A 20,126-nucleotide genomic window follows, 5' to 3' on the forward strand; every position below is an offset into this window, starting at 1 on the left:
ACGGCGGTCATGGCGAAAGGGAAACGCCCGGTCTCATTCCGAACCCGGAAGCTAAGCCTTTCAGCGCCGATGGTACTGCCCCGGGGACGGGGTGGGAGAGTAGGACGCCGCCGGACACAACTCCCAGGAACGGGGTCACAGCATCAGCTGTGGCCCCGTTCCTGCATTCCCGGACAGGACGGCTCGTCCGGTCATGCGCTGCGGTCAGCGAGCGGAGCAGACCGCTGGCGCGGCCGGCGCGAGGTGCTCGGGAAGTCGGTCGAACGGCGTCTCGGTCGAGCCGCACGGGCTGGCGAAAACCGAGTTGCGTCACGACGCAACTGCTCGGCTGTCCAGGCAGCGGTGACCATTCGGCTCCGGTCGGGACACGGGTCGCCGCTTCATGACGCACGCGTGGCATCGGGGGCTCGCTGCGCAACAGGACTGACACACGCAGCGGTTAGGTTGCTGGCTCTGCCGCTGACCGCTCTGTCAGGAGGACGTCGACCGTGCTGCTGTCCCCGCACGAGCAGGAACGGCTGATGCTCAGCTACGCCGCCGAGCTCGCCCGTCGCCGTCAGGCCCGAGGTCTGAAGCTCAACCTCCCGGAGGCGACGGCGATCGTCACCGACCACGTCCTCGAGGGCGCCCGGGACGGCGAGCTGGTCACCGACCTCATGCAGTCCGGCCGCACCGTGCTGACCCGGGATGACGTCATGGACGGCGTCCCCGAGCTGCTGGAGGAGGTGCAGGTGGAGGCGACCTTCCCGGACGGGACGAAGCTGGTGACCGTCCACCACCCGATCCCGTGAGCGCCGGCGAGCGGGACCAACGAGCGGAGCCCGTGATCCGGGACGGCGTCACGCCCGGGGTGGTCCCCGGCGAGGTGATCCCGGCCGAGGGCGTCATCGAGACCCTCCCCGGCGTCCCGCGGGTCGAGCTGGCGGTGCACAACGCCGGCGACCGCCCGGTGCAGGTGGGCTCCCACTACCACTTCGCGCAGGCCAACGCCGCGCTGGAGTTCGACCGGGCCGCCGCGCACGGTCACCGGCTCGACATCGCCGCCGGCACCGCCGTCCGGTTCGAGCCGGGCATCCAGCGCACCGTCTCACTCGTCCCCCTGGCCGGCGCGCGCGTCGTCCCGGGGCTGACCGCGGAAGGTGGGCTGGGCTGATGGTGCAGCTGTCCCGCGAGCGCTACGCCCAGCTCTACGGTCCCACGGTGGGCGACCGGATCCGGCTGGCCGACACCGACCTGCTCATCGAGGTCACCGAGGACCGCTGCGGCGGCCCCGGGCTGGCCGGCGAGGAGGCGGTGTTCGGCGGCGGCAAGGTGATCCGCGAGTCGATGGGCCAGGGCCGGGCCACCCGCGCCGAGGGTGCCCCCGACCTGGTGATCACCGGGGCCGTCGTGCTCGACCACTGGGGCATCGTCAAGGCCGACGTCGGCATCCGCGACGGACGCATCGTGGCGCTGGGGAAGGCCGGCAACCCCGACACCATGGACGGCGTCCACCCCGACCTGGTCATCGGTCCGGGCACCGAGGTCATGGCCAGCAACGGCAAGATCCTCACCGCCGGCGGCATCGACTGCCACGTGCACTTCATCTGCCCGCAGATCGTCCCGACGGCGCTCGGCTCGGGGATGACCACGCTCATCGGCGGCGGCACCGGCCCGGCCGAGGGCTCCAAGGCCACCACCATCACCCCCGGCGACTGGTACCTGGCCCGGATGCTCGAGGCGATGGACGGCATGCCGGTCAACGTCGCGCTGCTCGGCAAGGGCAACACCGTGTCCACCGAGTCGCTGGAGGAGCAGCTGCGGGCCGGCGCGAGCGGGTTCAAGCTGCACGAGGACTGGGGGTCCACGCCGGCGGCGATCGACGCCGCGCTCACCGTCGCCGGGCGCAACGGCGTCCCGGTGGCGCTGCACTCCGACACCCTCAACGAGGCCGGCTTCGTCGAGGACACCCTGGCCGCGATCGCCGGCCGGAGCATCCACGCGTACCACACCGAGGGCGCCGGGGGCGGGCACGCGCCCGACATCATCACCGTCGCCGGGCACCCCAACGTGCTGCCCAGCAGCACGAACCCGACCCGGCCGCACACGGTGAACACCCTCGACGAGCACCTCGACATGCTCATGGTCTGCCACCACCTGGACAGCTCCGTGCCCGAGGACCTCGCCTTCGCCGAGAGCCGGATCCGGCCCACCACGATCGCCGCCGAGGACCTGCTGCACGACCTCGGCGCCATCTCGATGATCGGCTCGGACGCCCAGGCGATGGGCCGGGTCGGCGAGGTGGTCATGCGCACCTGGCAGACGGCGCACGTGATGAAGCGCCGCCGCGGGTCGCTGGCCGGTGACGGCGCCGCCGACAACCTGCGCGCCCGCCGGTACGTCGCCAAGTACACGATCTGCCCGGCGGTGGCCCACGGCATCGACGGCGAGGTGGGCTCGGTCGAGCCGGGCAAGCTCGCCGACCTGGTGCTGTGGGACCCCAAGACCTTCGGGGTGCGGCCGCACGCCGTCCTCAAGGGCGGGATGATCGCCTGGGCGCAGATGGGCGATGCGAACGCCTCGATCCCGACCCCGCAGCCGGTGCTGCCGCGGCCGATGTTCGGCGCCTACGGCAGGGTCCCGGCGCAGACCTCGGTGCACTTCGTCGCCCCCGCGGCGCTGGAGGCGGGCCTGGGCGACCGGCTGGCCATCGACCGGCGGCTGGTCGCGGTCGCCGACACCACCCGGCTGGGCAAGGCCGACATGCCGGAGAACACCGCGCTGCCGGAGATCCGCGTCGACCCCGACACCTTCACCGTCTCCGTGGACGGTGACGTCTGGGAGCCCGAGCCGGTGCGCGAGCTGCCGATGGCCCAGCGCTACTTCCTGTTCTGATGACGGCCGCACTGCTGGCGCTGGCCGACTCCCGGCTGCCGGCCGGGGGGCACGCCCACTCCGGGGGGATCGAGCAGGCGATCACGGCCGGGGTGCTCACCGACCCGGGGTCGCTGGCGGCCTTCCTCCGCCGGCGGCTGAGCACCACCGGCGCGGTGGCGGCCGGGCTCGCCGCGGCCGCCTGCCGGTCCGCCGACGACGCGGCCACGCTCGCCGTCCTGGACGACGAGGCCGATGCCCGGACGCCGTCCCCCGCGCAGCGCGCCGCCTCGCGGCAGCAGGGGCGCGGCCTGGTGCGGGTGGCGAGCCGGGCCTGGCCGGACCCGGCCTGGGCGTCGCTGCCCGCGCAGCCGCACCACCCGCTGGCCCTCGGTGTGGCTGCGGCGACCGCCGGGCTCACCCCCCGGGACGCCGCGCACGTGGCCGCCTACCTGGCGGTGAGCGGTCCGGCCACGGCCGCCCAGCGGCTGCTGGCCATGGACCCGATCACCGTCGCCGCGGTCACCGCCCGGCTGTCGCCGGACATCGACCGGGTGGCCGACTCCGCGGCCGATGCACCGACCGACGACCTGCCTGCCGGCACCGACCCGCTGCTGGACCTGCTCACCGAGGTCCACGCCGCACGCAACGACCGGTTCTTCGCCTCATGAGAACGAAGGAGAGCTCCCATGCCGCCTGACCACAACCTGGACGACTACGTCGACCCCTACAGCCCCGGCCACCGCCACGGCGGACCGCTGCGGGTCGGGCTCGGCGGCCCGGTCGGCTCGGGCAAGACGGCGCTGGCCGCCGCCCTGTGCCGCACGCTGGGCGCCGAGTACGACCTCGCCGTCGTCACCAACGACATCTACACGACCGAGGACGCCGACTTCCTGCGCCGCAACGCCGTCCTGCCCGACGACCGGATCGAGGCGGTGCAGACCGGCTGCTGCCCGCACACCGCGATCCGCGACGACATCACCGCCAACCTCGACGCCGTCGAGCTGCTGGAGTCCCGGCACCCGGGGCTGGAGCTGGTGCTGGTCGAGTCCGGCGGCGACAACCTGACCGCGTCGTTCAGCTACGGGCTGGTCGACGTGCAGATCTTCGTGATCGACGTGGCCGGTGGGGACAAGGTGCCGCGCAAGGGTGGGCCGGGCGTCACGGCCTCGGACCTGCTGGTGGTCAACAAGACCGACCTCGCGCCGCTCGTGGGTGCCTCCCTCGACGTGATGCGCCGGGACTCCGCGACGGTCCGCGGGGAGAAGCCGACCCTGCTGATCTCGCTGCGGGAGGACCCGGCCGCGACCGAGGTGGCCGAGTGGGTGCGCCAGCAGGTGCGGACCCGGGCGCTGCAGGAGGCGTGAGGACCCTCGTCGAGGTGGTGGCACGGTGCGACGCGCGTGGTCGCACCGTGTTGCCGCTGGTCCGGGCCAGCGGCCAGCTGGCGGTCCGCCGCACCGGCCCCACCACCGTGCACCTGGTCGGCACCGCGTTCGGCCCGCTCGGCGGGGACGACGCGCGGATCCGGCTGGTCGTCGAAGAGGGGGCGCGCCTCGCCGTGCGCTCGGTGGCCGCGGCCGTCGTGCTGCCCGCGCGGGGCGAGTCGCCGCCGTCCCGGCAGGTGGTGCGGGCCGAGGTCGCCGGGGTCCTGGACCTGGCCCCGGAACCCACGGTGGTCACCGCCCGCGCCGACCACCGGGCCGAGGTGCGCGCCCAGCTGGGCGAGGGGGCGGGGCTGACCGTCACCGAGCAGGTGCTGCTCGGCCGGCGCGGCGAGGAGCCCGGCCGCTGGACCGGGACCACCCGGGTCGAGGTCGCCGGGCGCCCGGTGCTGCACACCACGGTCGGGCTGGGGCCCGGCGCACCGGCTTGGCTGCCGCCGGCCGCGCCGCGGGCCTACGTCTCCACCGTCCGGATCGGTGACCCCAGGGCCGCGGTGTGCACGGGCGTGGACGCCGTCCGGCTGCCGCTGCCCGGCGGCTGGGTGGGCACCGCGTGGGCCGGGGAGCTGCACGACGCCGTCGCCGCGCTGGCGTCGGTGACCGGGGACGCCGAGCTGGTGGAGGTGGCCCGGTGAGCGGGTCGGTGGTGGTCCGGGCGCGCCGGGTGGTGCTGCCCGAGGGTGAGCGGCCCGCGGCCGTGCACGTCACCGACGGCGTGGTCACCGCCGTCACCGGCTTCGACGACGCCGGCGGCGACCCGGTCACCCTGGCCGACGACGAGGTGCTGCTGCCCGGCCTGGTCGACAGCCACGTGCACGTCAACGAGCCCGGCCGCACCGAGTGGGAGGGCTTCGCCTCCGCGACCCGCGCCGCGGCGGCCGGCGGGGTCACCACGATCGTCGACATGCCGCTGAACTCGATCCCGCCGACGGTCAACGTCAAGGCGCTGCAGGTGAAGCGCCAGGCGGCCGAGGGTCAGGTCAGCGTGGACGTCGCGTTCTGGGGCGGTGCGGTGCCGGGCAACGCCAGCCAGCTGACCCGGCTGCTCGCCGACGGCGCGGTCGGGGTGAAGTGCTTCCTGCTCGACTCCGGGGTGCCGGAGTTCCCGCCGCTGGACGACGCCGGCCTGCGGGCCGCGCTCGCCGCGCTGGCCACCGTCGACGGGCTGCTCATCGCCCACTGCGAGGACGACGACGAGATCGCCGCGGCCCCCGACCCGGCGGGCACGAGCTACCCGGCGTTCCTGGCCTCCCGCCCGGTCGCGGCGGAGGAGACCGCGATCGGCCGGCTCATCGCCGCCGCCCGCGACACCGGCGCCCGGGTGCACGCCGTCCACCTGGCCGACGCCGGGGCGCTGCCGATGCTGCGGGCGGCGCGGGCCGAGGGCGTGCGGATCACCGTCGAGACCTGCCCGCACTACCTGACCTTCGCCGCCGAGGACGTGCCCGACGGCGACACCGCGTTCAAGTGCTGCCCGCCGATCCGGGAGGCCAGCCACCGCGAGGCGCTGTGGGCCGCGCTGGCGGCCGGCGACATCGACCTGGTGGTCAGCGACCACTCACCGTGCACCCCGGAGCTCAAGCGGCTCGACGTGGGCGACTTCGGGCTGGCCTGGGGCGGGATCGCCGGGCTGCAGGTGGCGCTGCCGGCGGTGTGGACCGGCGCGCGGGCGCGGGGACTGTCGCTCGCCGACGTCGTCCGGTGGATGGCGGAGGCGCCCGCCCGGCTCACCGGGCTGACCGGCAAGGGCGGCATCGCCGTGGGCCGGGACGCCGACCTGGTGGCCTTCGCCCCCGACGAGCAGTGGCGGGTCGGGGCGCTGCACCACCGCAACCCGGTGACGCCCTACGCCGGCCGCGAGCTGGCCGGGGTGGTGCGGGCGGCGTGGCTGCGCGGCCGACTGCTCCAGGAGGGTGGTGCGCCCCTCGGCCGTCTGCTCAGCAGAGGAGGCACCTTCCCGGCCCCCTCGTAGGGCCCCGCCGCGAGCGTGCGAGTGGTGGGGGCGAGGGGTCCTTCGACTACTGCTGGGGTTCCTCGCGGGCGGCCTCGTCGAGGACCTTCGGGTCGTCGTCCACGCCGCCGGCGGGGTCGGCGTTGCCCAGGGCGGTCTCGGCAGGGAGCTGCTCGACGTGCTGCTTCGCGCGGGCCTTCAGGTCGTCGTCAGGGCTGGTCATGCGGTGCCTCCCACGGCTCGATGGTGTGTGCCGACCGTCCCCTACCCTCGCTCCCCAGGTGAACCCATGAACTCGACGTACGGATGTGGAGAGCGATGAGACACGCTGAGGTCAGCCCCGCGTTCGTGCACCTGCCCGACCTCGCCCGCCGGGACCTCGGCGGCGCCGTGGTCGCCGCCAACGACGAGTTCTTCGCCGCCCGGGAGAACCTGGTGCTGCCGCACCCGGCCGTCGCGCGCACCGAGTTCGGCCACAAGGGCAAGGAGTACGACGGCTGGGAGACCCGCCGCCGGCGCACTCCCGGGCACGACTGGGCGTTCGTCCGGCTCGGCGCCCCGGGGATCGTGGCCGGCGTCGTCGTCGACACCGCCTTCTTCACCGGCAACTTCCCGGCCCAGGCGTCGGTCGAGGGCGCCGCGGTCGAGGGCCACCCCTCGGCCGAGGAGCTCACCCGCGCCGACTGGCAGCCGCTGGTGCCGCTGTCGGACCTGGCCGGTGACACCGCCAACACCTTCGCCGTCGACTCCGACCGGCGGGTGACGCACGTGCGGCTGACCATCCACCCCGACGGCGGGGTGGCCCGGCTGCGGGTGCACGGCACCGTCGTCCCCGACCCGCGGCTGCTCGACGCCGGCCCGTTCGACCTGGCGGCGCTGGAGAACGGCGGGCAGGTCACCGGGGTCAGCAACGCCCACTACGGCAGCCCGCTGCAGCTCATCGGCCGCGGCCTGGCCCGCTCGATGGGCGAGGGCTGGGAGAACGCCCGCCGCCGCGGCCCGGGCAACGACTGGGTCGACGTCGCGCTGGCCTGCGAGGGCGTGGTCACCCTCGCCGAGCTGGACACCTCGTACTTCCTGGGCAACGCGCCGGGCACCGCCTCGCTCACCGGCCGCACCGCCGACGGCGCCGAGGTCGAGCTGCTGCCGCGCACCCGCCTGCAGCCGGACACCCGGCACCGGTTCGTCCTCGACGGGTCGACGGGCGTGACCTCGGTGCGGCTGGACGTCTTCCCCGACGGCGGGATGGCCCGGCTGCGCCTGTGGGGCCGGCCCACCACCGCCGGCCGCGCCGCGCTGGGACGGCGCTGGTTCGACGCGCTGCCCGACGTCCAGGCGCTCGAGGTGCTGGGCACGCTCGGCGTCGACCCCTCCGAGGCCGGCCGCCTCCTCGGCGCCCGCCCGCTGGGCACCGACGTCCCCGACGCCGTCCGCACCCTCCTCGACGGCTGACCCCAGCGGCGGCGAGCCCGCGCCCCCTCGGGGGGGCCAAAGTCGCGACTTTGGCCCCCCGCACGGCCGGCCGAAGTCGAGACTTCGGCCGGCCCGGGGCCGGTCAGTCGGTAGGGGGGCGCTGCCGGTGGTGAGGTCCGTGTACAGGCCCAGGCGGTTCGCCCACGGGTCGTCGAAGTCGCACCAGGCCACCACCCCGGGCATCCGACTCGGTCGGCCGAAGTCGCGACTTCGGCCGACCGGCGGCCATGGTCGCGACTTCGGCCGCCGGGGGTCAAGGCCCGGGCGGGGCGCCTTCCTCGGCCATGGTGCCGGGCGCGTCGTGCGGCTCCTCGTCGATGACGGCGCCGCGTGTGCGACCGGGGTCGGCGGGCCGCGGCGTCGTCCAGGTGACGGTCGGAGCCGCGCCGATGCCCAGGGCGATGTGCTCGGGCTTGATCGGCACCGCCGGCAGCGGCAGCCCGGTGGCGGCCCGGACGGCGGCCGCGACCACCGGCACCGCGGTGACCAGCGGCGGCTCCCCGACGCCCTTCCAGCCGTGCGGCATGCCCGGTTCGGGGTCGGTGACGTAGGTCGAGACGATCTCGGGGGCGTCGACGATCGTCGGGATCAGGTAGTCCTGGAAGTCCGGGTTGGTGATCAGCCCGTCGGCGACCACCACCTCCTCCATGAGCGCCAGGCCCATGCCCTGCACGATGCCGCCCTCGATCTGGCCGAGCAGCTGGGTGGGGTTCACGACCGTGCCGACGTCCTGGCAGGAGGCGATCTGGACGACGCTGACCAGCCCGAGCTCGACGTCGACGTCGACCACCGCCCGTTGCGCGGAGAAGCCGAACGCCACGTACATGCCGCCCTCGGGCGAGCCGAGCGGGTGCGTTGCGGGGTGCTGGAAGTGCTCGGTGGCCCGGAACGTCTGCCCCGGTGCAGCCGTCGCGACGGGCCCGAGCGGGCGGCCCGCGGCGCAGACCACGCCGTCGGCCACCGTCAGCGTGGCGGCGTCCAGGCCGTGCGCGCGGGCCACCCGGGCGAGCAGCCGGTCGCGGACGGCGAGGCAGGCGCGGTGCACGGCCGTCCCGGAGGCCATGGTCTGCCGGGACGCGCTGGTCGAGCCCGCGGAGGCGACCAGGGTGTCGGGCTGCACGACGTCGACGGTCGTGGCGCCGAGCACCGTGCGGGCGACCTGCTCGGCGACGGTGACGAACCCCTGCCCGACCTCGGCGCAGGCGGTGTGCACGGTGGCGTGCCCGTCGCGCAGGCTCACCTCGGCGGTGGACTCGTCGACGTGGCCCTCGCTGAAGGCCAGGTTCTTCATCGTGACCGCGTACCCCACCCCGCGGCGGACGGTGCCCCCGGCGTTGCCCACCCCACCCGGGATCTTTGCCGGCCCTGTGGGCAGCGGGACGGCCTGCAGCCCCTCGATGACCTCGCGGACCGGGGTGGGGGCGTCGAACCGCTGGCCGAAGGTCGCGACGTCGCCGCGCTGCAGGGCGTTGGTCAGCCGGATCTCGACCGGGTCGAGGTCCAGGGCGGCGGCGAGCGCGTCGAGCTGCGCCTCGTGCGCGAACGCCGCCTGCGGGACGCCGAACCCGCGCATCGCGCCGCAGGACGGGTTGTTGGTGCGCACCGACCAGCCCTCGAACCGGCCGTTGTCGACGCGGTAGGGGCCCTGCAGCAGGGTGACGGTGTTGGTGATGACCACCGGCGAGGTGCTGGCGTACGCGCCGCCGTCGAGCAGCACCCGGCCCTCGACGCTGACGATCCGCCCGTCGGCGTCCGCGGAGTGCCGCAGCCAGATGCTGCCCGGGTGCCGCTGGCGGTGGGCGAGGAAGGACTCCTCGCGGGTGTACTCGATCTTCACCGGGCGGCCGGTGGCCAGCGCGAGCAGGCAGGCGTGGGTCTGGAGCGTGACGTCCTCGCGGCCGCCGAACGCGCCGCCGACCCCGGCCAGGCGCACGTGCACCTTCTCCGGCGGCAGGCCGGTGGCCCAGCCGATCTGCTTCTGGTCCGAGTGCAGCCACTGGGTGGCCACCTCGATCGCCACCCCGCCGTCCGGGGTGGGCCAGGCGAGCCCGGCCTCCGGGGCGAGGAAGGCGGGGTCCTGCATGCCGATCCGGTAGGTGTTCTCCACGGTGACGACGCCCCGGGCGTCGGGGTCGCCGCAGCTGTAGGAGACGTGCCGGTAGACGTTGCCGTCGGGGTGCACGGACGCCGCCGTCAGTGACGCCTGCGGGTCGGTGAGCGGCGGCAGCACCTCGTAGGTGACCGCGACCGCGCGGGCGGCCCGGCGCGCGGTGGCGGCGTCGACCGCGGCCACGACCGCCACCGGCTCCCCGGCGTACCGGACGACGCCGTCGGCGAGCACCGGCTCGTCGCGCAGGACCAGCCCGAAGTGGAGGTCGCCGGGGACGTCGTCGCAGGTGAGGACGGCGTGCACGCCGGGGATCGCCCGGGCGGCGGTGGTGTCGAGCCCGAGGACCCGGGCATGCGGGTGCGGTGAGCGCACGGTGACCCCGACGAGCATGCCCTCGGCGGTCAGGTCGCCGGCGTAGGAGAACTCGCCGCGCACCTTCGCCGGCCCGTCCGGCCGCCGGACCGACGTCCCGATCCCCGGAGCGGCCGACGTCGCCGCGTCCTGGGCGGCCGAAGTCGCGACTTTGGCCGCGGAGTCGGGCTCGGGAAGGGCCAAAGTCGCGACTTTGGCCGGCGGGGTGGCCGGGTGGGGGGTCACGGGGTGGCCGCCCGGCGGGTGCGGGCGGCGGTCTCGACGGCGGCGACGATCCGGCCGTAGCCGGTGCAGCGGCAGAGGTTGCCGTAGAGGGCCGCCTCGATCTCGGTGCGCGTCGGGTCGGGGTTGGTCTCCAGCAGCTCGGTGGCGGCGGTGACGAACCCGGCGGTGCAGATGCCGCACTGCACGGCGCCCTCGGCGAGGAAGGCCTCCTGGACGTCGGACAGCGCGCCGTCCGGGCCGCCGATCGAGGCGATCGTCTCCACGGTGCCGCCGGCGGCGGTCGCGGCGGGGACCAGGCAGGCGCAGAGCACGTGCCCGCCGTCGCCGAGGTCCGCGCGCACCGCGCAGGCGCCGCACCGGCCGTGCGCGCAGCCGGTCTTGGGCCCGCGGACGCCCAGCCGGTCGCGCAGCACGGTCAGCAGCGACTCGTTCCAGCGGGCGGTGACCTCGTGCGCCGTCCCGTCCACGGTGAGGGGGAAGGTGACGGACCCGTCCACCTCCTCGGCGACCGCGGGCCGCGGGTCCTCGACGGCGCTCACGAGCCCAGCCCCGCGTCGACGGCGGCGCGGGTGACCAGCCGGACGGCGAGGACACCGAGCGCGTGCCGGCGGTACTCGGCCGAGGCGACGGCGTCCTCGGGCGGGTCGACGGCGGCGGCGACGGTGGCCCGCAGGTCCTCGGGCGTCGCCTGCCCGTCGAGCAGGGCGGTCGCGGCGGTGTCGACGGCGTCCGAGCGCAGCGGGGTGGGGCCGGCGTTGCCGAAGGCCAGCCGCGCGACGCCGTCCCGGGAGACGACGGCGGCGCTGACCGTGGCCACGAACTGGGCGTTGCGCCGGCCGACCTTCGCGTAGTCGGCGAACCCGGCGTGCACCGGCAGCCGGACGGCGGTGAGCAGCTCGCCCTCGCGCAGCCCGGTGCGGCCCGGGGCGGTGACGAAGCCGTCGAACGGGACGACGCGGGTGCCGGTGGCCGAGGTGAGCTCGAGCGTGGCGCCGCCGGCCAGCAGGGTGGGCAGCAGGTTGCGGTAGGGGAGCGCGCTGACCACGTTGCCGCCGATGGTCGCCTCGGTGCGCACCAGTGGCGTGCCCAGCGACGAGGCGGCCGCACGCAGACCGCCGTCCGGCGCGGTGGTGAGCGCGGCGACCGGGGTGCCGGCGCCGATGACCAGCTCGCCGCCGTCGGTCGCCGTCCCGCGCAGGGCCGCGACCCGGCGCAGGGACAGGAAGCCGGCCGCCGTCCGGTTCCGCCAGAGCAGGTCGGGCATGACCTCGGTGCCGCCGGCGACGACGACCGCCTCCGGGCGCTCGGCGCGTGCGGCCAGCGCCTCGCCGAGGGTCTCGGGCAGGGCGAAACGGGGCGCTTCCAGCAGCACGTACGACCTCGACTTCCGACCGGGGACGGCCACGGTAGCTGCGGAGTGTCACGGGCAGATGACATCCCCGTGCGACCGTTGGACACATCCGGTCGGCAGGATGCGCCCGTGACCGCTGACCTCCTCGTGCACGATGCCGAGCTGATCGCCACCGTCGACGACGCCCGCCGGGAGATCGCCGGGGGGTGGGTCGCCGTCACCGACGGGGTGGTGAGCGCGATCGGCGGACCCGGCGACCCGCAGCCGGAGACCGCCCGGCGCATCGACGCCCGCGGCTGCCTGGTCACGCCGGGGCTGGTGAACACCCATCACCACCTGTACCAGAACCTCACCCGCGCCTACGCGCCCGCGCTGACCGGCGGGCTGTTCGAGTGGCTGGTGACGCTCTACCCGCTGTGGGCCCGGCTGGACGAGGAGGCCGCGTACGTCAGCGCCTACGTCGGGCTGGCCGAGCTGGCGCTGTCGGGCTGCACGACCTCGACCGACCACTCCTACGTGCACCCGCGTGGCGCCGGTGACCTGATCAGCGCCGAGGTGGCCGCGGCCCGCGAGCTCGGCGTCCGTTTCCACCCGACGCGGGGGTCGATGTCGCTGTCGGTCAAGGACGGCGGCTTGCCGCCGGACTCCGTCGTCCAGGACGACGACGAGATCCTGGCCGACTCGCAGTGCCTGGTCGAGCTGCACCACGACCGGACGTCGACGGCGATGACCCGGATCGCGCTGGCCCCGTGCTCGCCGTTCAGCGTCTCGACGTCGCTGATGGCCCGCACCGCCGAGCTGGCCGAGTCCCTCGACGTGCGGCTGCACACCCACCTGGCCGAGACCCAGGACGAGGACGCGTTCTGCCTGGCCACCTTCGGCCGGCGGCCGGTCGACTACCTGGCCGACGTGGGCTGGATGACCGACCGCACCTGGCTGGCGCACGTCGTCTGGCCGAACGCCGACGAGGTCGTGCGGCTGGGTGCCGCCGGGGTGGGGGCGGCGCACTGCCCGTCGTCGAACATGATCCTGGGCAGCGGGCTGGCCCCGGTCGCCGAGCTGCGCGCCGCCGGTGCCCCGGTCGGGCTGGGCGTGGACGGCTCGGCGTCCGCGGACTCCGCCTCGCTGTGGCTGGAGGCCCGGACGGCGATGCTGCAGGGCAAGCTGCGGCACGGCGCGGCCGCGATGTCGGCCCGGGACGCGCTCGAGATCGCCACCCGCGGCGGGGCGGCCTGCCTCGGGCGGGCGGGCGAGATCGGGCAGCTGTCGGTCGGGGCGTGCGGTGACCTGGCGGTGTGGTCGCTGGAGGGCGTGCGGTTCGCCGGCGCGCTCTCGGACCCGGTCGAGGCGTGGCTGCGCTGCGGGCCGGTGTCGGCGCGGGAGACCGTCGTCGGTGGGCGGGTGGTGGTCGAGGGTGGCGCCGTCACGCACCCGCGGCTCGACGAGCAGCTGGCCGTCCACCGCCGGGTGTCCCAGCGCATGCAGGCCGCGCTGGACTGACTCAGTGGGCGGTGAGCCGGTCCGCGGCTGACGTGAGGGTCGCGAGGACGGTCCGCACCGAGCTGCGCAGCGCGCGTTCCGGGCGGACGAGGACGTCGATGTGGCGGGCGAGCTCCATCCCGCGCACCGGGCGGAGCACGAGGCCGGGTGCCGCCGGCGCGGTGTGCCGGGGCATCAGCGCCAGCCCGGCACCGGCGGTGACCAGGGCGGCGGCGACCGTCAGGTCGTTGATGCGGTGGGCGATCGTCAGCGGCCGCCCTGCCGCGGCGCCGATCGCCTCGAGCGGGGCGAGCAGCGGGAAGCCCTCGTGCACGGCGATCCACGGTTCCGCGACGACCTCGGCGGCGGTCACGGTCTCCTGCTGCGCGAGGGGGTGACCGACCGGGACGGCGACGTCGAGCGGCTCGTGCAGCAGCGGCGTGACCGCGATGGTCGCCGGCCACGGGGGACTGGAGTCCAGCCGGTGTGCCAGGACGACGTCGTGGTCGGCGCACAGGGCCGGGAACCGGGACTGGGAGACGTCGTGCTCGGCGCACTCGACCACCGGCCCCCCGGCCTGCAGCAACGCCGGGAAGAAGGCCGCCGCCGCGCTGGAGAAGGCGGCCACGCGCACGGTGCCGCGCGGGTCGTCCAGGAACGCGTCGACGGCCACCTCGGCACGGGCCAGGGCGGTGGCCACGTCGGTGGCGGCGTCGGCCAGCGCCCGGCCGGCGTCGGTGAGCACGAGGCTGCGGCCGCGGCGCTGGGTGAGCGCGACCGGCACGCCTCGCTGCAGGGCGGCCAGTTGCTGGGAGACCGCCGACGGCGTGATGAACAACGCCTGGGCCACCGCGGTGACGCTGCCGCGGTCGCCGAGCTCCCGGAGGACCGACAGCTGGCGCACGTCCATGAAGCAACGCTACATCGGCAGTTGAGCGACTGGTCGTTGTTCTTCACCGATCCCGGCCGCAGGGTCGAGGCGTGCGAACGACAGGGCGGGACCGGGCGACGGATGCCGTGCTCATGGGCGTGGCCCTGGTCTGGGGCAGCAGCTACCTGGTGGCCAAGGACCTCACCGTCGTGGCGCCCGTGCTGGTGGTGCTCACGCTGCGCTACGCCCTCTCCGCGGCCGCGCTGGGGGTCGTGTGCCGACGCGCCGGTGAGCGGACACCGCGCGGGCGGGAGCTGGCCGTGGGCGTCCTGCTCGGGTGCACCCAGGCGGCCGTCCTCACGCTGGAGACCTTCGGCGTCGCCGGCACCTCAGCCACGAACGCCGGCCTGATCATCAGCCTGACCGTGGTCTTCACCCCGCTGCTCGACGGCGCGTGGAGCCGCACCCCGCTGCCGGCGCCCTTCTTCGCGGCCACCGCGGTCGCCGTGGTGGGCGTCGGGTTGCTGGTCTCCGGCGACGGCGTCCGGGCGCCCGGCTGGGGCGACGGGCTGATGCTGGCTGCCGCCGCGGTGCGTGCGGTGCACGTCAGCCTCATCGGCCGGCTCACCGCCCACCGTCCGTACAGCTCGCTGGTGCTCACGACGGTCCAGGCGACGGTCGGCGCCGTCCTGCTGTCCGCCGCCGCCGCACCGCAGCTGGGATCGGTGACGCGCCTGCCCCTGACCGCATGGGCGCAGCTCGCGTACCTGGCGCTGGCCTGCACGGTCTTCGCCTTCCTCGCCCAGACGTGGGCCATCCGGCGCACCTCGCCCAGCCGCGCGAGCCTGCTCATGGGCACCGAGCCGCTGTGGGCCGTCGCCGTCGGGATCAGCATCGGCGGCGAGCGGCTGACCGCCGTTGCAGCCGTCGGCGCCGTCCTCGTCCTCGCCGCCACCTGGTACGGCCAGCGCGTGGAGACCGCCCACCGTCAGGTCCGGCCGGGCCTACCGGTCCGAGCCGGCCGGGACGGGGTCGACGGTGGCGGCGGGCTCGACGGCCGGGCGCTCGCCCAGCCGGACGAGCACGATCCCGCCCAGGACGACGATCCCGCCGACGAGCTGCACCGGCCCCGGCCGCTGCCCGAGCGCCAGCCAGGCGGCCAGCACGGCGAACAGCACCTCGCTGAGGCCGACGAAGGAGCTGGTCCGCGAGCCCAGGCGCCGGACGGCGGCGATCCCCGTCGCGTAGGCGATCGCGGCCGCGAGCAGGCCCAGGCCGAGGATCGGCACCAGCCAGCTGGTCGACCACCCGGCGAACTCGACGTCGGTGGTCGCCGTCCGCCACGGGACGAGCCCGACGAGCGCGGCCGCTCCGAGCACCAGTGCCCCGGCCGCCAGCCCGGCCCACGCGCTGGCCAGGGGCGGGAGGCCGTCCTCGGTGGCGGCGGACAGGATGAAGTAGGAGGCCAGTCCCACGGCGGCCAGCAGGCCCCACAGCACGCCGACCGGGTCGATCCGGGCGCCGCTGACGACGTCGAGCACCAGCACCAGGCCGACGACCGCGACGACCATCCCGGCACCGGTGACCCGGCTGGGCCGCTGGCCGAGCCGCGCCCACGTCCAGAGCACGACGAGCAGGACGCCGCAGTACTCGAGCAGCAGCGCCACCCCGACCGAGAGCCGCGTGACGGCGACGAAGTACGCGAGCTGGGGCAGCGCGACCGCGAGGGCCCCGAACGCCGCGACGACGCGGAGGTTGGACCGCAGCAGGTGCCAGCGTCCGCGCAACTGCAGCACGGCGGGCACGGTCAGGGCCAGTGCGGCGACGGCCATGCGCACCGTCACGGCGGCTCCGGCGCTCCAGCCGGCGCCCAGCAGGCCGCTGGCGAAGACGCCGGCGGTGCCGAACGACGCGGCCGAGAGCACGGCCAGCAGCAGTCCGACCAGTGCGGTCCGGCGGTCGAGCACGGCAGCCACCTCCTCGTCAGGAGTCATCGGACGTACGCTCCTGATGGCGGGACGTTAACAGAGTCAGGAGTCACATGCTCTTTGCCCATGACACCGAGGTCGCGCTGGCGGCTGCGACCGCTCTGGTCAACACCGCGGCGGACGGCCAGGAGCGGCTGCCCGACCCGTCGGCGCTCGCCGACTTCCTGGACACCTGGGAGTTCACCGGCAGTCGCACCGGCACCGCCGACGAGCTGGCCGAGGTGCACCGGCTGCGCGCGGCGCTGGCCGGCATCTGGGACGCCGACGAGGACGGCGTGGTCACCGTCGTGAACCGGCTGCTCCGGGACGGGCACGCCCTGCCGCAGCTGGTCCGGCACGACGGCTGGGGCTACCACGTGCACGCCACCGAGCCGACCGCCTCGGTGGCCGACCGGATGGGCGTCGAGGCCGCGATGGCCCTCGCCGACGTCGTCCGCGCCGGTGCCCTCGACCGGCTGCACCGCTGCGCGGCCAGCGGGTGCGACGACGTCCTGGTCGACCTGACCAAGAACGCCAGCCGCCGGTTCTGCGACACCACCTGCGCCAACCGCGAGCACGCGGCCGCCTACCGCGCCCGCCGCGCCGCCGGCTGACGCCGGCGCTGGGCTCAGGCCTCGGGCGCCCGGACGGCGAGGACCGGGCAGGGGGACTCGAGCAGGATCCGCTGGGCGGTGCTGCCCAGCAGCAACTTCCCGACCGGTGAGCGCCGGTGGATGCCCACCACGATCAGCTCGGCGGAGACCTCCTGGGCCACCGCGAGGATGACCTCGGCGGCCCGCGCGGTGCCGACGTCCAGGTGCCGGATCTCGTGCTGCACGCCCTCGGCCACCAGCCGGGCGTCCAGGGCGTCGAGGTCGCGCTCGTCGGCGGCGGTGGGGCGCACGTAGCCGCTGTCGTCGATGGCGTTGACCACCACGACGTCCGTCCCGCGCCACCGCGCCTGCCGTGCGGCCTCGGTGACGGCCAGCAGGCCCGTCGCATCGGGCACGTACCCCACGACCACGCTCACGCCGGCGACCTCTTCCTGATCGGTGGACCGGCGACGGTGCCGGCGACCCGCGTCATCGTAGGGTCCAGCAGCGGTCGGCGGCGCGCCGTCCGTGCCGGTGGACGCAGGTCCGCCGGCACCTCGACGACGGCGGTGTGTCGTGACCGACCTGTTCGACATCAGCGGCTCGACCGCCCTGGTCACCGGCTCCAGCCGGGGGATCGGCCGCGCCCTGGCCACCGGTCTGCTGGAGGCCGGCTGCACCGTGGTGCTCAACGGCCGGGACGCCGACCGGCTGGAGCGCACCCGCGCCGAGCTGGCCGGGGCGGGACCGGGCCGGGTGGTCGCCGTCCCGTTCGACGTCACCGACCCGGCGGCCGTGCGCGCCGGGGTGGCCCGGATCGAGGACGAGGTCGGGCCGCTCGACGTCCTGGTCAACAACACCGGGGTGCAGTCGCGGGCGACGTTCACCGAGGTGACCGACGAGGACTGGTACCGCCTCCTCGACACCAATCTGACCAGCGCGTTCCTCGTGGGCCGCGAGGTCGCCCGGCGGATGGTGCCGCGCGGCCGGGGCCGGATCGTGAACATCGCCTCGCTGCAGAGCGAGGTCACCCGCCCGGGCATCACGCCCTACGCCGCCACCAAGGGCGCGGTCAAGATGCTCACCAAGGGCATGTGCGCCGACCTGGCCGGCAGCGGGATCGGCGTCAACGCCATCGGACCCGGCTACGTCGAGACGGAGCTGACCGCGCCGCTGGTGGCCGACGAGCAGTTCAGTGCCTGGGTGCGCGCCCACACGCCGGCCGGCCGATGGGGGCGGGTGGAGGACCTGGTCGGCGCGCTGGTGTTCCTGGTCAGCCCGGCGTCGGCCTTCGTCCACGGCCAGGTGCTCTACGTGGACGGCGGGATGTCCTCGGTGCTCTGAGCGGAGGCGCCCCGGACCACGCTGTGCGCTGGGTGCCCGTCCCGGCGCCGGAGTGGGCACCCAGCGCACCGTGCCCGGGCGTCCGCTCAGGAGAGCGAGCCGCGGGCGACCGAGACGCCGGAGTGCGAGGGGTCGCCGTCCAGCGGTTCGACCGAGACGTCGACGACCGGGTAGTCGCCCAGGTCGAGGCCGTCGGGCAGCGGTACCACGTTCGTGCCCTGGTGGACGACGCCCAGCGGCACCAGCCCGGACACGTCGGGCTTCAGCAGCCACACCTCGTAGTAGCCGTCGCCCGGCGACGGGGCGTCGAGGTCCACCTCCAGCGAGCGGACGCCGTCGCGGTCGCGCACCTCGGCCCGGCCGGAGGACTCGTCGGCGTCCAGCGGGTCCAGCGTCGTCGCGGCGACGACCTGGCCACCGCCGTCGCGGGTCAGCGCGACCGCCCCGCCGACGCCGCCCACCAGCACGGCGGCGGCGGCCGCAGCGATCCAGCGGTTCCGCCGCGGCCGCAGCGGGGTGACCGTCGCGAGCGGTCCGGCCTCCGGCTCCGGGTGGGACGCGGGCGAGGCGGAGACGCCGGTGGCCGCCGCGATCGCGTCCCACACCCGCGGCGGCGGGGTCATCTGGGTCGTCGGTGCCGCCAGCGCCGGGACGGCGAGGGCGTCCACGCTGCGCTGCAGGGCGGCGACCTCGGCGCGGCAGGCGGCGCAGCCGGCCAGGTGCGCGGCGTCGGCGGAGGGCAGCGGCTCGCGGAGCGCGGCGAGCGCGAGCTGCTCAGGGCTGCAGTGCTGCACCGTCCACCTCCAACCGGGTCCGCAGGCGCTCCAGGGTGCGCCGGATGTGGCTCTTGACCGTGCCCAGCGGGATGCCGGTCCGGGCCGCGATCTGCTGGTGCGTGAGGTCCTCGAAGAACGCGAGCTCGATGATCCCCCGTTGTGGTTGCCCGATGCGGTCCAGCTCGCCGAGGAGCAGCACCCGGTCGGCCACCCGGGCGTCGACGCCGTCCTGCTCGCCGGGTCGGGCGGCCACGTCGGCGGCCACGGCCTCGGACTGGCGGCGTTGCCGGTCCCGCTTGGCCCAGACGTCGGCGATCTTGTGCCGGCAGATGCCCACCAGCCAGGCCGGCAGGGGGCCGGAGCCGGCGCTGTACCCGCTGCGGCCGGTCCAGGCGGCGATGAAGGTCTGCTGGGTGACGTCCTCGGCGTCCGGGCCGGGCCCGAAGGCGCGCACCGCCATGCCGTACAGCTGCCCGCCCCACCGCTCGTAGGCCAGCGCGAGCGCCTGCTCGTCGCCCTCGCGGAACCGCCGGGCGACCTCGTCGTCGTCCGGTTCCGTGACCCGCCGCAGCGACGTCCGGTCGGTCTGCACGTCCTGACCGTAGAGGTCGATGCGGTCCTCCAGCGCGGTCACGGCCTCGGCTCGGCGACGACCACGACGTTGTCGCGGTAACTGCGCAGGTCCTCGTCGAACGGACCGCCGCAGGTGATGAGCACCAGGCGCGGCGCGCCGGTGCGCGCGAACAGCTCGCCCAGCGGGACGCCGGGCTTGTCGATGGTCTCCCGGCTGGCGACCGTCCAGCGGGTGGTGCTGCCGTCGGCGGCCTCGACGACGACCTCGTCGCCGGGCTCGGCCTCCCGCAGCGGGGCCAGCGCGCCCAGTCCCTGCTCGGCGTCGTCCACGTGCCCGGCCACGACGGCCGCGCCCTCGGCGGCACCGGGGACCGGGCCGAACCGGTACCAGCCGACCCGGTCGACGTCCTCGGGCAGCGTCATCTCACCCTCCGGCTCCACGCCGACCGGGTCGACCGGCGCCTCGATCCCACGGGCGGGCAGCGACAGCCGGACGGGCGGGACGACGGCCGGCGCGACGGTGGGGGCGGCCGGCCGGGCCGTGACCTCGGGCAGCCGGTCCACCGGGAGCGGGGTGGCCGACGGGGCGGGTGCCGTGGTGGGGGCGGGGAGCGCTGCGGCGACCGGCACCCCCGCCACCGGCTCGGGCCGGGTCAGCGCCCAGACGGTCGGGGTGCCGACCGCCAGGGTGAGGCCCAGCGCGAGCACGGCGACGGGGGTGCGCACGGTCGTCCTCCTCGGTC

At 75.5% G+C, this 20,126-nt stretch carries 21 protein-coding genes, 1 rRNA gene and 1 pseudogene; 13 read left to right on the forward strand and 10 right to left on the reverse strand.

The features are described 5' to 3' along the window. From rrf to allB, 8 genes are all read left to right on the forward strand, one after another. Nucleotides 1-116: ribosomal RNA gene (gene rrf, locus ACGBYP_RS14320) — 5S ribosomal RNA — on the forward strand. Nucleotides 117-521: 405 nt separating this feature from the next. Next, a complete protein-coding gene (locus ACGBYP_RS14325; RefSeq protein WP_237496670.1) occupies nucleotides 522-791 on the forward strand; it encodes an urease subunit gamma in 270 nt (89 codons plus the stop codon). 59 nt (nucleotides 792-850) lie between these two features. Further along, a complete protein-coding gene (locus tag ACGBYP_RS14330; protein WP_411586053.1) occupies nucleotides 851-1,153 on the forward strand; it encodes an urease subunit beta in 303 nt (100 codons plus the stop codon). Beyond that, nucleotides 1,153-2,874, forward strand: a complete 1,722-nt coding sequence (locus ACGBYP_RS14335) for an urease subunit alpha (RefSeq protein WP_411585236.1) — start codon at nucleotides 1,153-1,155, stop codon at nucleotides 2,872-2,874. The genes ACGBYP_RS14330 and ACGBYP_RS14335 overlap by 1 nt, the downstream gene beginning before the upstream one ends. Then, entirely contained in the window at nucleotides 2,874-3,524 is a 651-nt protein-coding gene (locus ACGBYP_RS14340) for an urease accessory protein UreF (RefSeq protein WP_411585237.1), read from the forward strand. The genes ACGBYP_RS14335 and ACGBYP_RS14340 overlap by 1 nt, the downstream gene beginning before the upstream one ends. 18 nt (nucleotides 3,525-3,542) lie before the next feature. Continuing rightward, a complete protein-coding gene (ureG, locus tag ACGBYP_RS14345) occupies nucleotides 3,543-4,220 on the forward strand; it encodes an urease accessory protein UreG (protein ID WP_411585239.1) in 678 nt (225 codons plus the stop codon). Nucleotides 4,221-4,267: 47 nt separating this feature from the next. Beyond that, nucleotides 4,268-4,933: an urease accessory protein UreD gene (locus tag ACGBYP_RS14350; protein ID WP_411585241.1), complete on the forward strand. Its 666-nt coding sequence runs from the start codon at nucleotides 4,268-4,270 to the stop codon at nucleotides 4,931-4,933. Beyond that, complete coding sequence (gene allB / locus ACGBYP_RS14355) at nucleotides 4,930-6,270, forward strand: allantoinase AllB (protein ID WP_411585243.1); 1,341 nt, start codon at nucleotides 4,930-4,932, stop codon at nucleotides 6,268-6,270. Before ACGBYP_RS14350 ends, allB begins: the two co-directional genes overlap by 4 nt. Nucleotides 6,271-6,316: 46 nt before the next feature. On the opposite strand, the gene ACGBYP_RS14360 is transcribed toward allB, so the two are convergent. Then, entirely contained in the window at nucleotides 6,317-6,472 is a 156-nt protein-coding gene (locus tag ACGBYP_RS14360) for a hypothetical protein (protein ID WP_411585244.1), read from the reverse strand. A gap of 95 nt (nucleotides 6,473-6,567) precedes the next feature. Here ACGBYP_RS14360 and alc point away from each other — a divergent pair, with 95 nt between their 5' ends. Then, nucleotides 6,568-7,701, forward strand: a complete 1,134-nt coding sequence (gene alc, locus ACGBYP_RS14365) for an allantoicase (RefSeq protein WP_411585245.1) — start codon at nucleotides 6,568-6,570, stop codon at nucleotides 7,699-7,701. A 274-nt stretch (nucleotides 7,702-7,975) separates the two neighbouring features. Here alc and pucD read toward each other — a convergent pair whose 3' ends face one another. The 3 genes from pucD to ACGBYP_RS14380 are packed head-to-tail and all read right to left on the reverse strand — an operon-like array spanning nucleotide 7,976 to nucleotide 11,801. Further along, entirely contained in the window at nucleotides 7,976-10,387 is a 2,412-nt protein-coding gene (gene pucD, locus ACGBYP_RS14370) for a xanthine dehydrogenase subunit D (protein ID WP_411585247.1), read from the reverse strand. Nucleotides 10,388-10,425: 38 nt separating this feature from the next. After that, on the reverse strand, nucleotides 10,426-10,968 hold the full coding sequence (locus ACGBYP_RS14375) for a (2Fe-2S)-binding protein (RefSeq protein WP_411585249.1): 543 nt from the start codon (nucleotides 10,966-10,968) through the stop codon (nucleotides 10,426-10,428). Beyond that, the gene (locus ACGBYP_RS14380; protein WP_411585250.1) at nucleotides 10,965-11,801 is read right to left on the reverse strand and encodes an FAD binding domain-containing protein; all 837 of its coding nucleotides are present in this window, start codon (nucleotides 11,799-11,801) and stop codon (nucleotides 10,965-10,967) included. Before ACGBYP_RS14380 ends, ACGBYP_RS14375 begins: the two co-directional genes overlap by 4 nt. Before the next feature lie 108 nt (nucleotides 11,802-11,909). Here ACGBYP_RS14380 and ACGBYP_RS14385 point away from each other — a divergent pair, with 108 nt between their 5' ends. Then, complete coding sequence (locus ACGBYP_RS14385) at nucleotides 11,910-13,280, forward strand: 8-oxoguanine deaminase (RefSeq protein ID WP_411585251.1); 1,371 nt, start codon at nucleotides 11,910-11,912, stop codon at nucleotides 13,278-13,280. A 1-nt stretch (nucleotide 13,281) separates the two neighbouring features. Here the strand turns inward: ACGBYP_RS14385 and ACGBYP_RS14390 are convergent, their stop codons facing one another. After that, complete coding sequence (locus ACGBYP_RS14390) at nucleotides 13,282-14,169, reverse strand: LysR family transcriptional regulator (RefSeq protein WP_411585253.1); 888 nt, start codon at nucleotides 14,167-14,169, stop codon at nucleotides 13,282-13,284. Between the two features lie 113 nt (nucleotides 14,170-14,282). Here ACGBYP_RS14390 and ACGBYP_RS14395 point away from each other — a divergent pair. Further along, nucleotides 14,283-15,029: pseudogene (locus ACGBYP_RS14395) on the forward strand (DMT family transporter); the annotation flags it as partial. 105 nt (nucleotides 15,030-15,134) lie between these two features. On the opposite strand, the gene ACGBYP_RS14400 reads toward ACGBYP_RS14395, so the two are convergent. Then, nucleotides 15,135-16,124 (reverse strand): EamA family transporter, encoded by a 990-nt coding sequence (locus ACGBYP_RS14400; protein ID WP_411585255.1) that lies wholly within the window; start codon nucleotides 16,122-16,124, stop codon nucleotides 15,135-15,137. Nucleotides 16,125-16,171: 47 nt separating this feature from the next. Here ACGBYP_RS14400 and ACGBYP_RS14405 point away from each other — a divergent pair, with 47 nt between their 5' ends. Continuing rightward, nucleotides 16,172-16,711, forward strand: a complete 540-nt coding sequence (locus ACGBYP_RS14405; protein ID WP_411585256.1) for a CGNR zinc finger domain-containing protein — start codon at nucleotides 16,172-16,174, stop codon at nucleotides 16,709-16,711. A 14-nt stretch (nucleotides 16,712-16,725) separates the two neighbouring features. Here ACGBYP_RS14405 and ACGBYP_RS14410 read toward each other — a convergent pair whose 3' ends face one another. Next, nucleotides 16,726-17,127, reverse strand: coding sequence for a universal stress protein (locus tag ACGBYP_RS14410; protein WP_411585257.1), 402 nt, complete (start codon nucleotides 17,125-17,127; stop codon nucleotides 16,726-16,728). 139 nt (nucleotides 17,128-17,266) lie between these two features. Here ACGBYP_RS14410 and ACGBYP_RS14415 point away from each other — a divergent pair, with 139 nt between their 5' ends. After that, on the forward strand, nucleotides 17,267-18,034 hold the full coding sequence (locus ACGBYP_RS14415; protein WP_411585258.1) for an SDR family oxidoreductase: 768 nt from the start codon (nucleotides 17,267-17,269) through the stop codon (nucleotides 18,032-18,034). 86 nt (nucleotides 18,035-18,120) lie between these two features. On the opposite strand, the gene ACGBYP_RS14420 is transcribed toward ACGBYP_RS14415, so the two are convergent. The 3 genes from ACGBYP_RS14420 to ACGBYP_RS14430 are packed head-to-tail and all read right to left on the reverse strand — an operon-like array spanning nucleotide 18,121 to nucleotide 20,109. Beyond that, entirely contained in the window at nucleotides 18,121-18,828 is a 708-nt protein-coding gene (locus tag ACGBYP_RS14420; RefSeq protein ID WP_411585259.1) for an anti-sigma factor, read from the reverse strand. Beyond that, nucleotides 18,809-19,444 (reverse strand): RNA polymerase sigma factor, encoded by a 636-nt coding sequence (locus ACGBYP_RS14425; RefSeq protein ID WP_411585260.1) that lies wholly within the window; start codon nucleotides 19,442-19,444, stop codon nucleotides 18,809-18,811. The genes ACGBYP_RS14420 and ACGBYP_RS14425 overlap by 20 nt, the downstream gene beginning before the upstream one ends. After that, nucleotides 19,441-20,109, reverse strand: coding sequence for a class F sortase (locus ACGBYP_RS14430; protein ID WP_411585261.1), 669 nt, complete (start codon nucleotides 20,107-20,109; stop codon nucleotides 19,441-19,443). The genes ACGBYP_RS14425 and ACGBYP_RS14430 overlap by 4 nt, the downstream gene beginning before the upstream one ends. Between the last annotated feature and the right edge of the window lie 17 nt (nucleotides 20,110-20,126).

It is taken from the genome of Modestobacter sp. SSW1-42 (assembly GCF_046635825.1).
GTDB lineage: Bacteria > Actinomycetota > Actinomycetes > Mycobacteriales > Geodermatophilaceae > Modestobacter.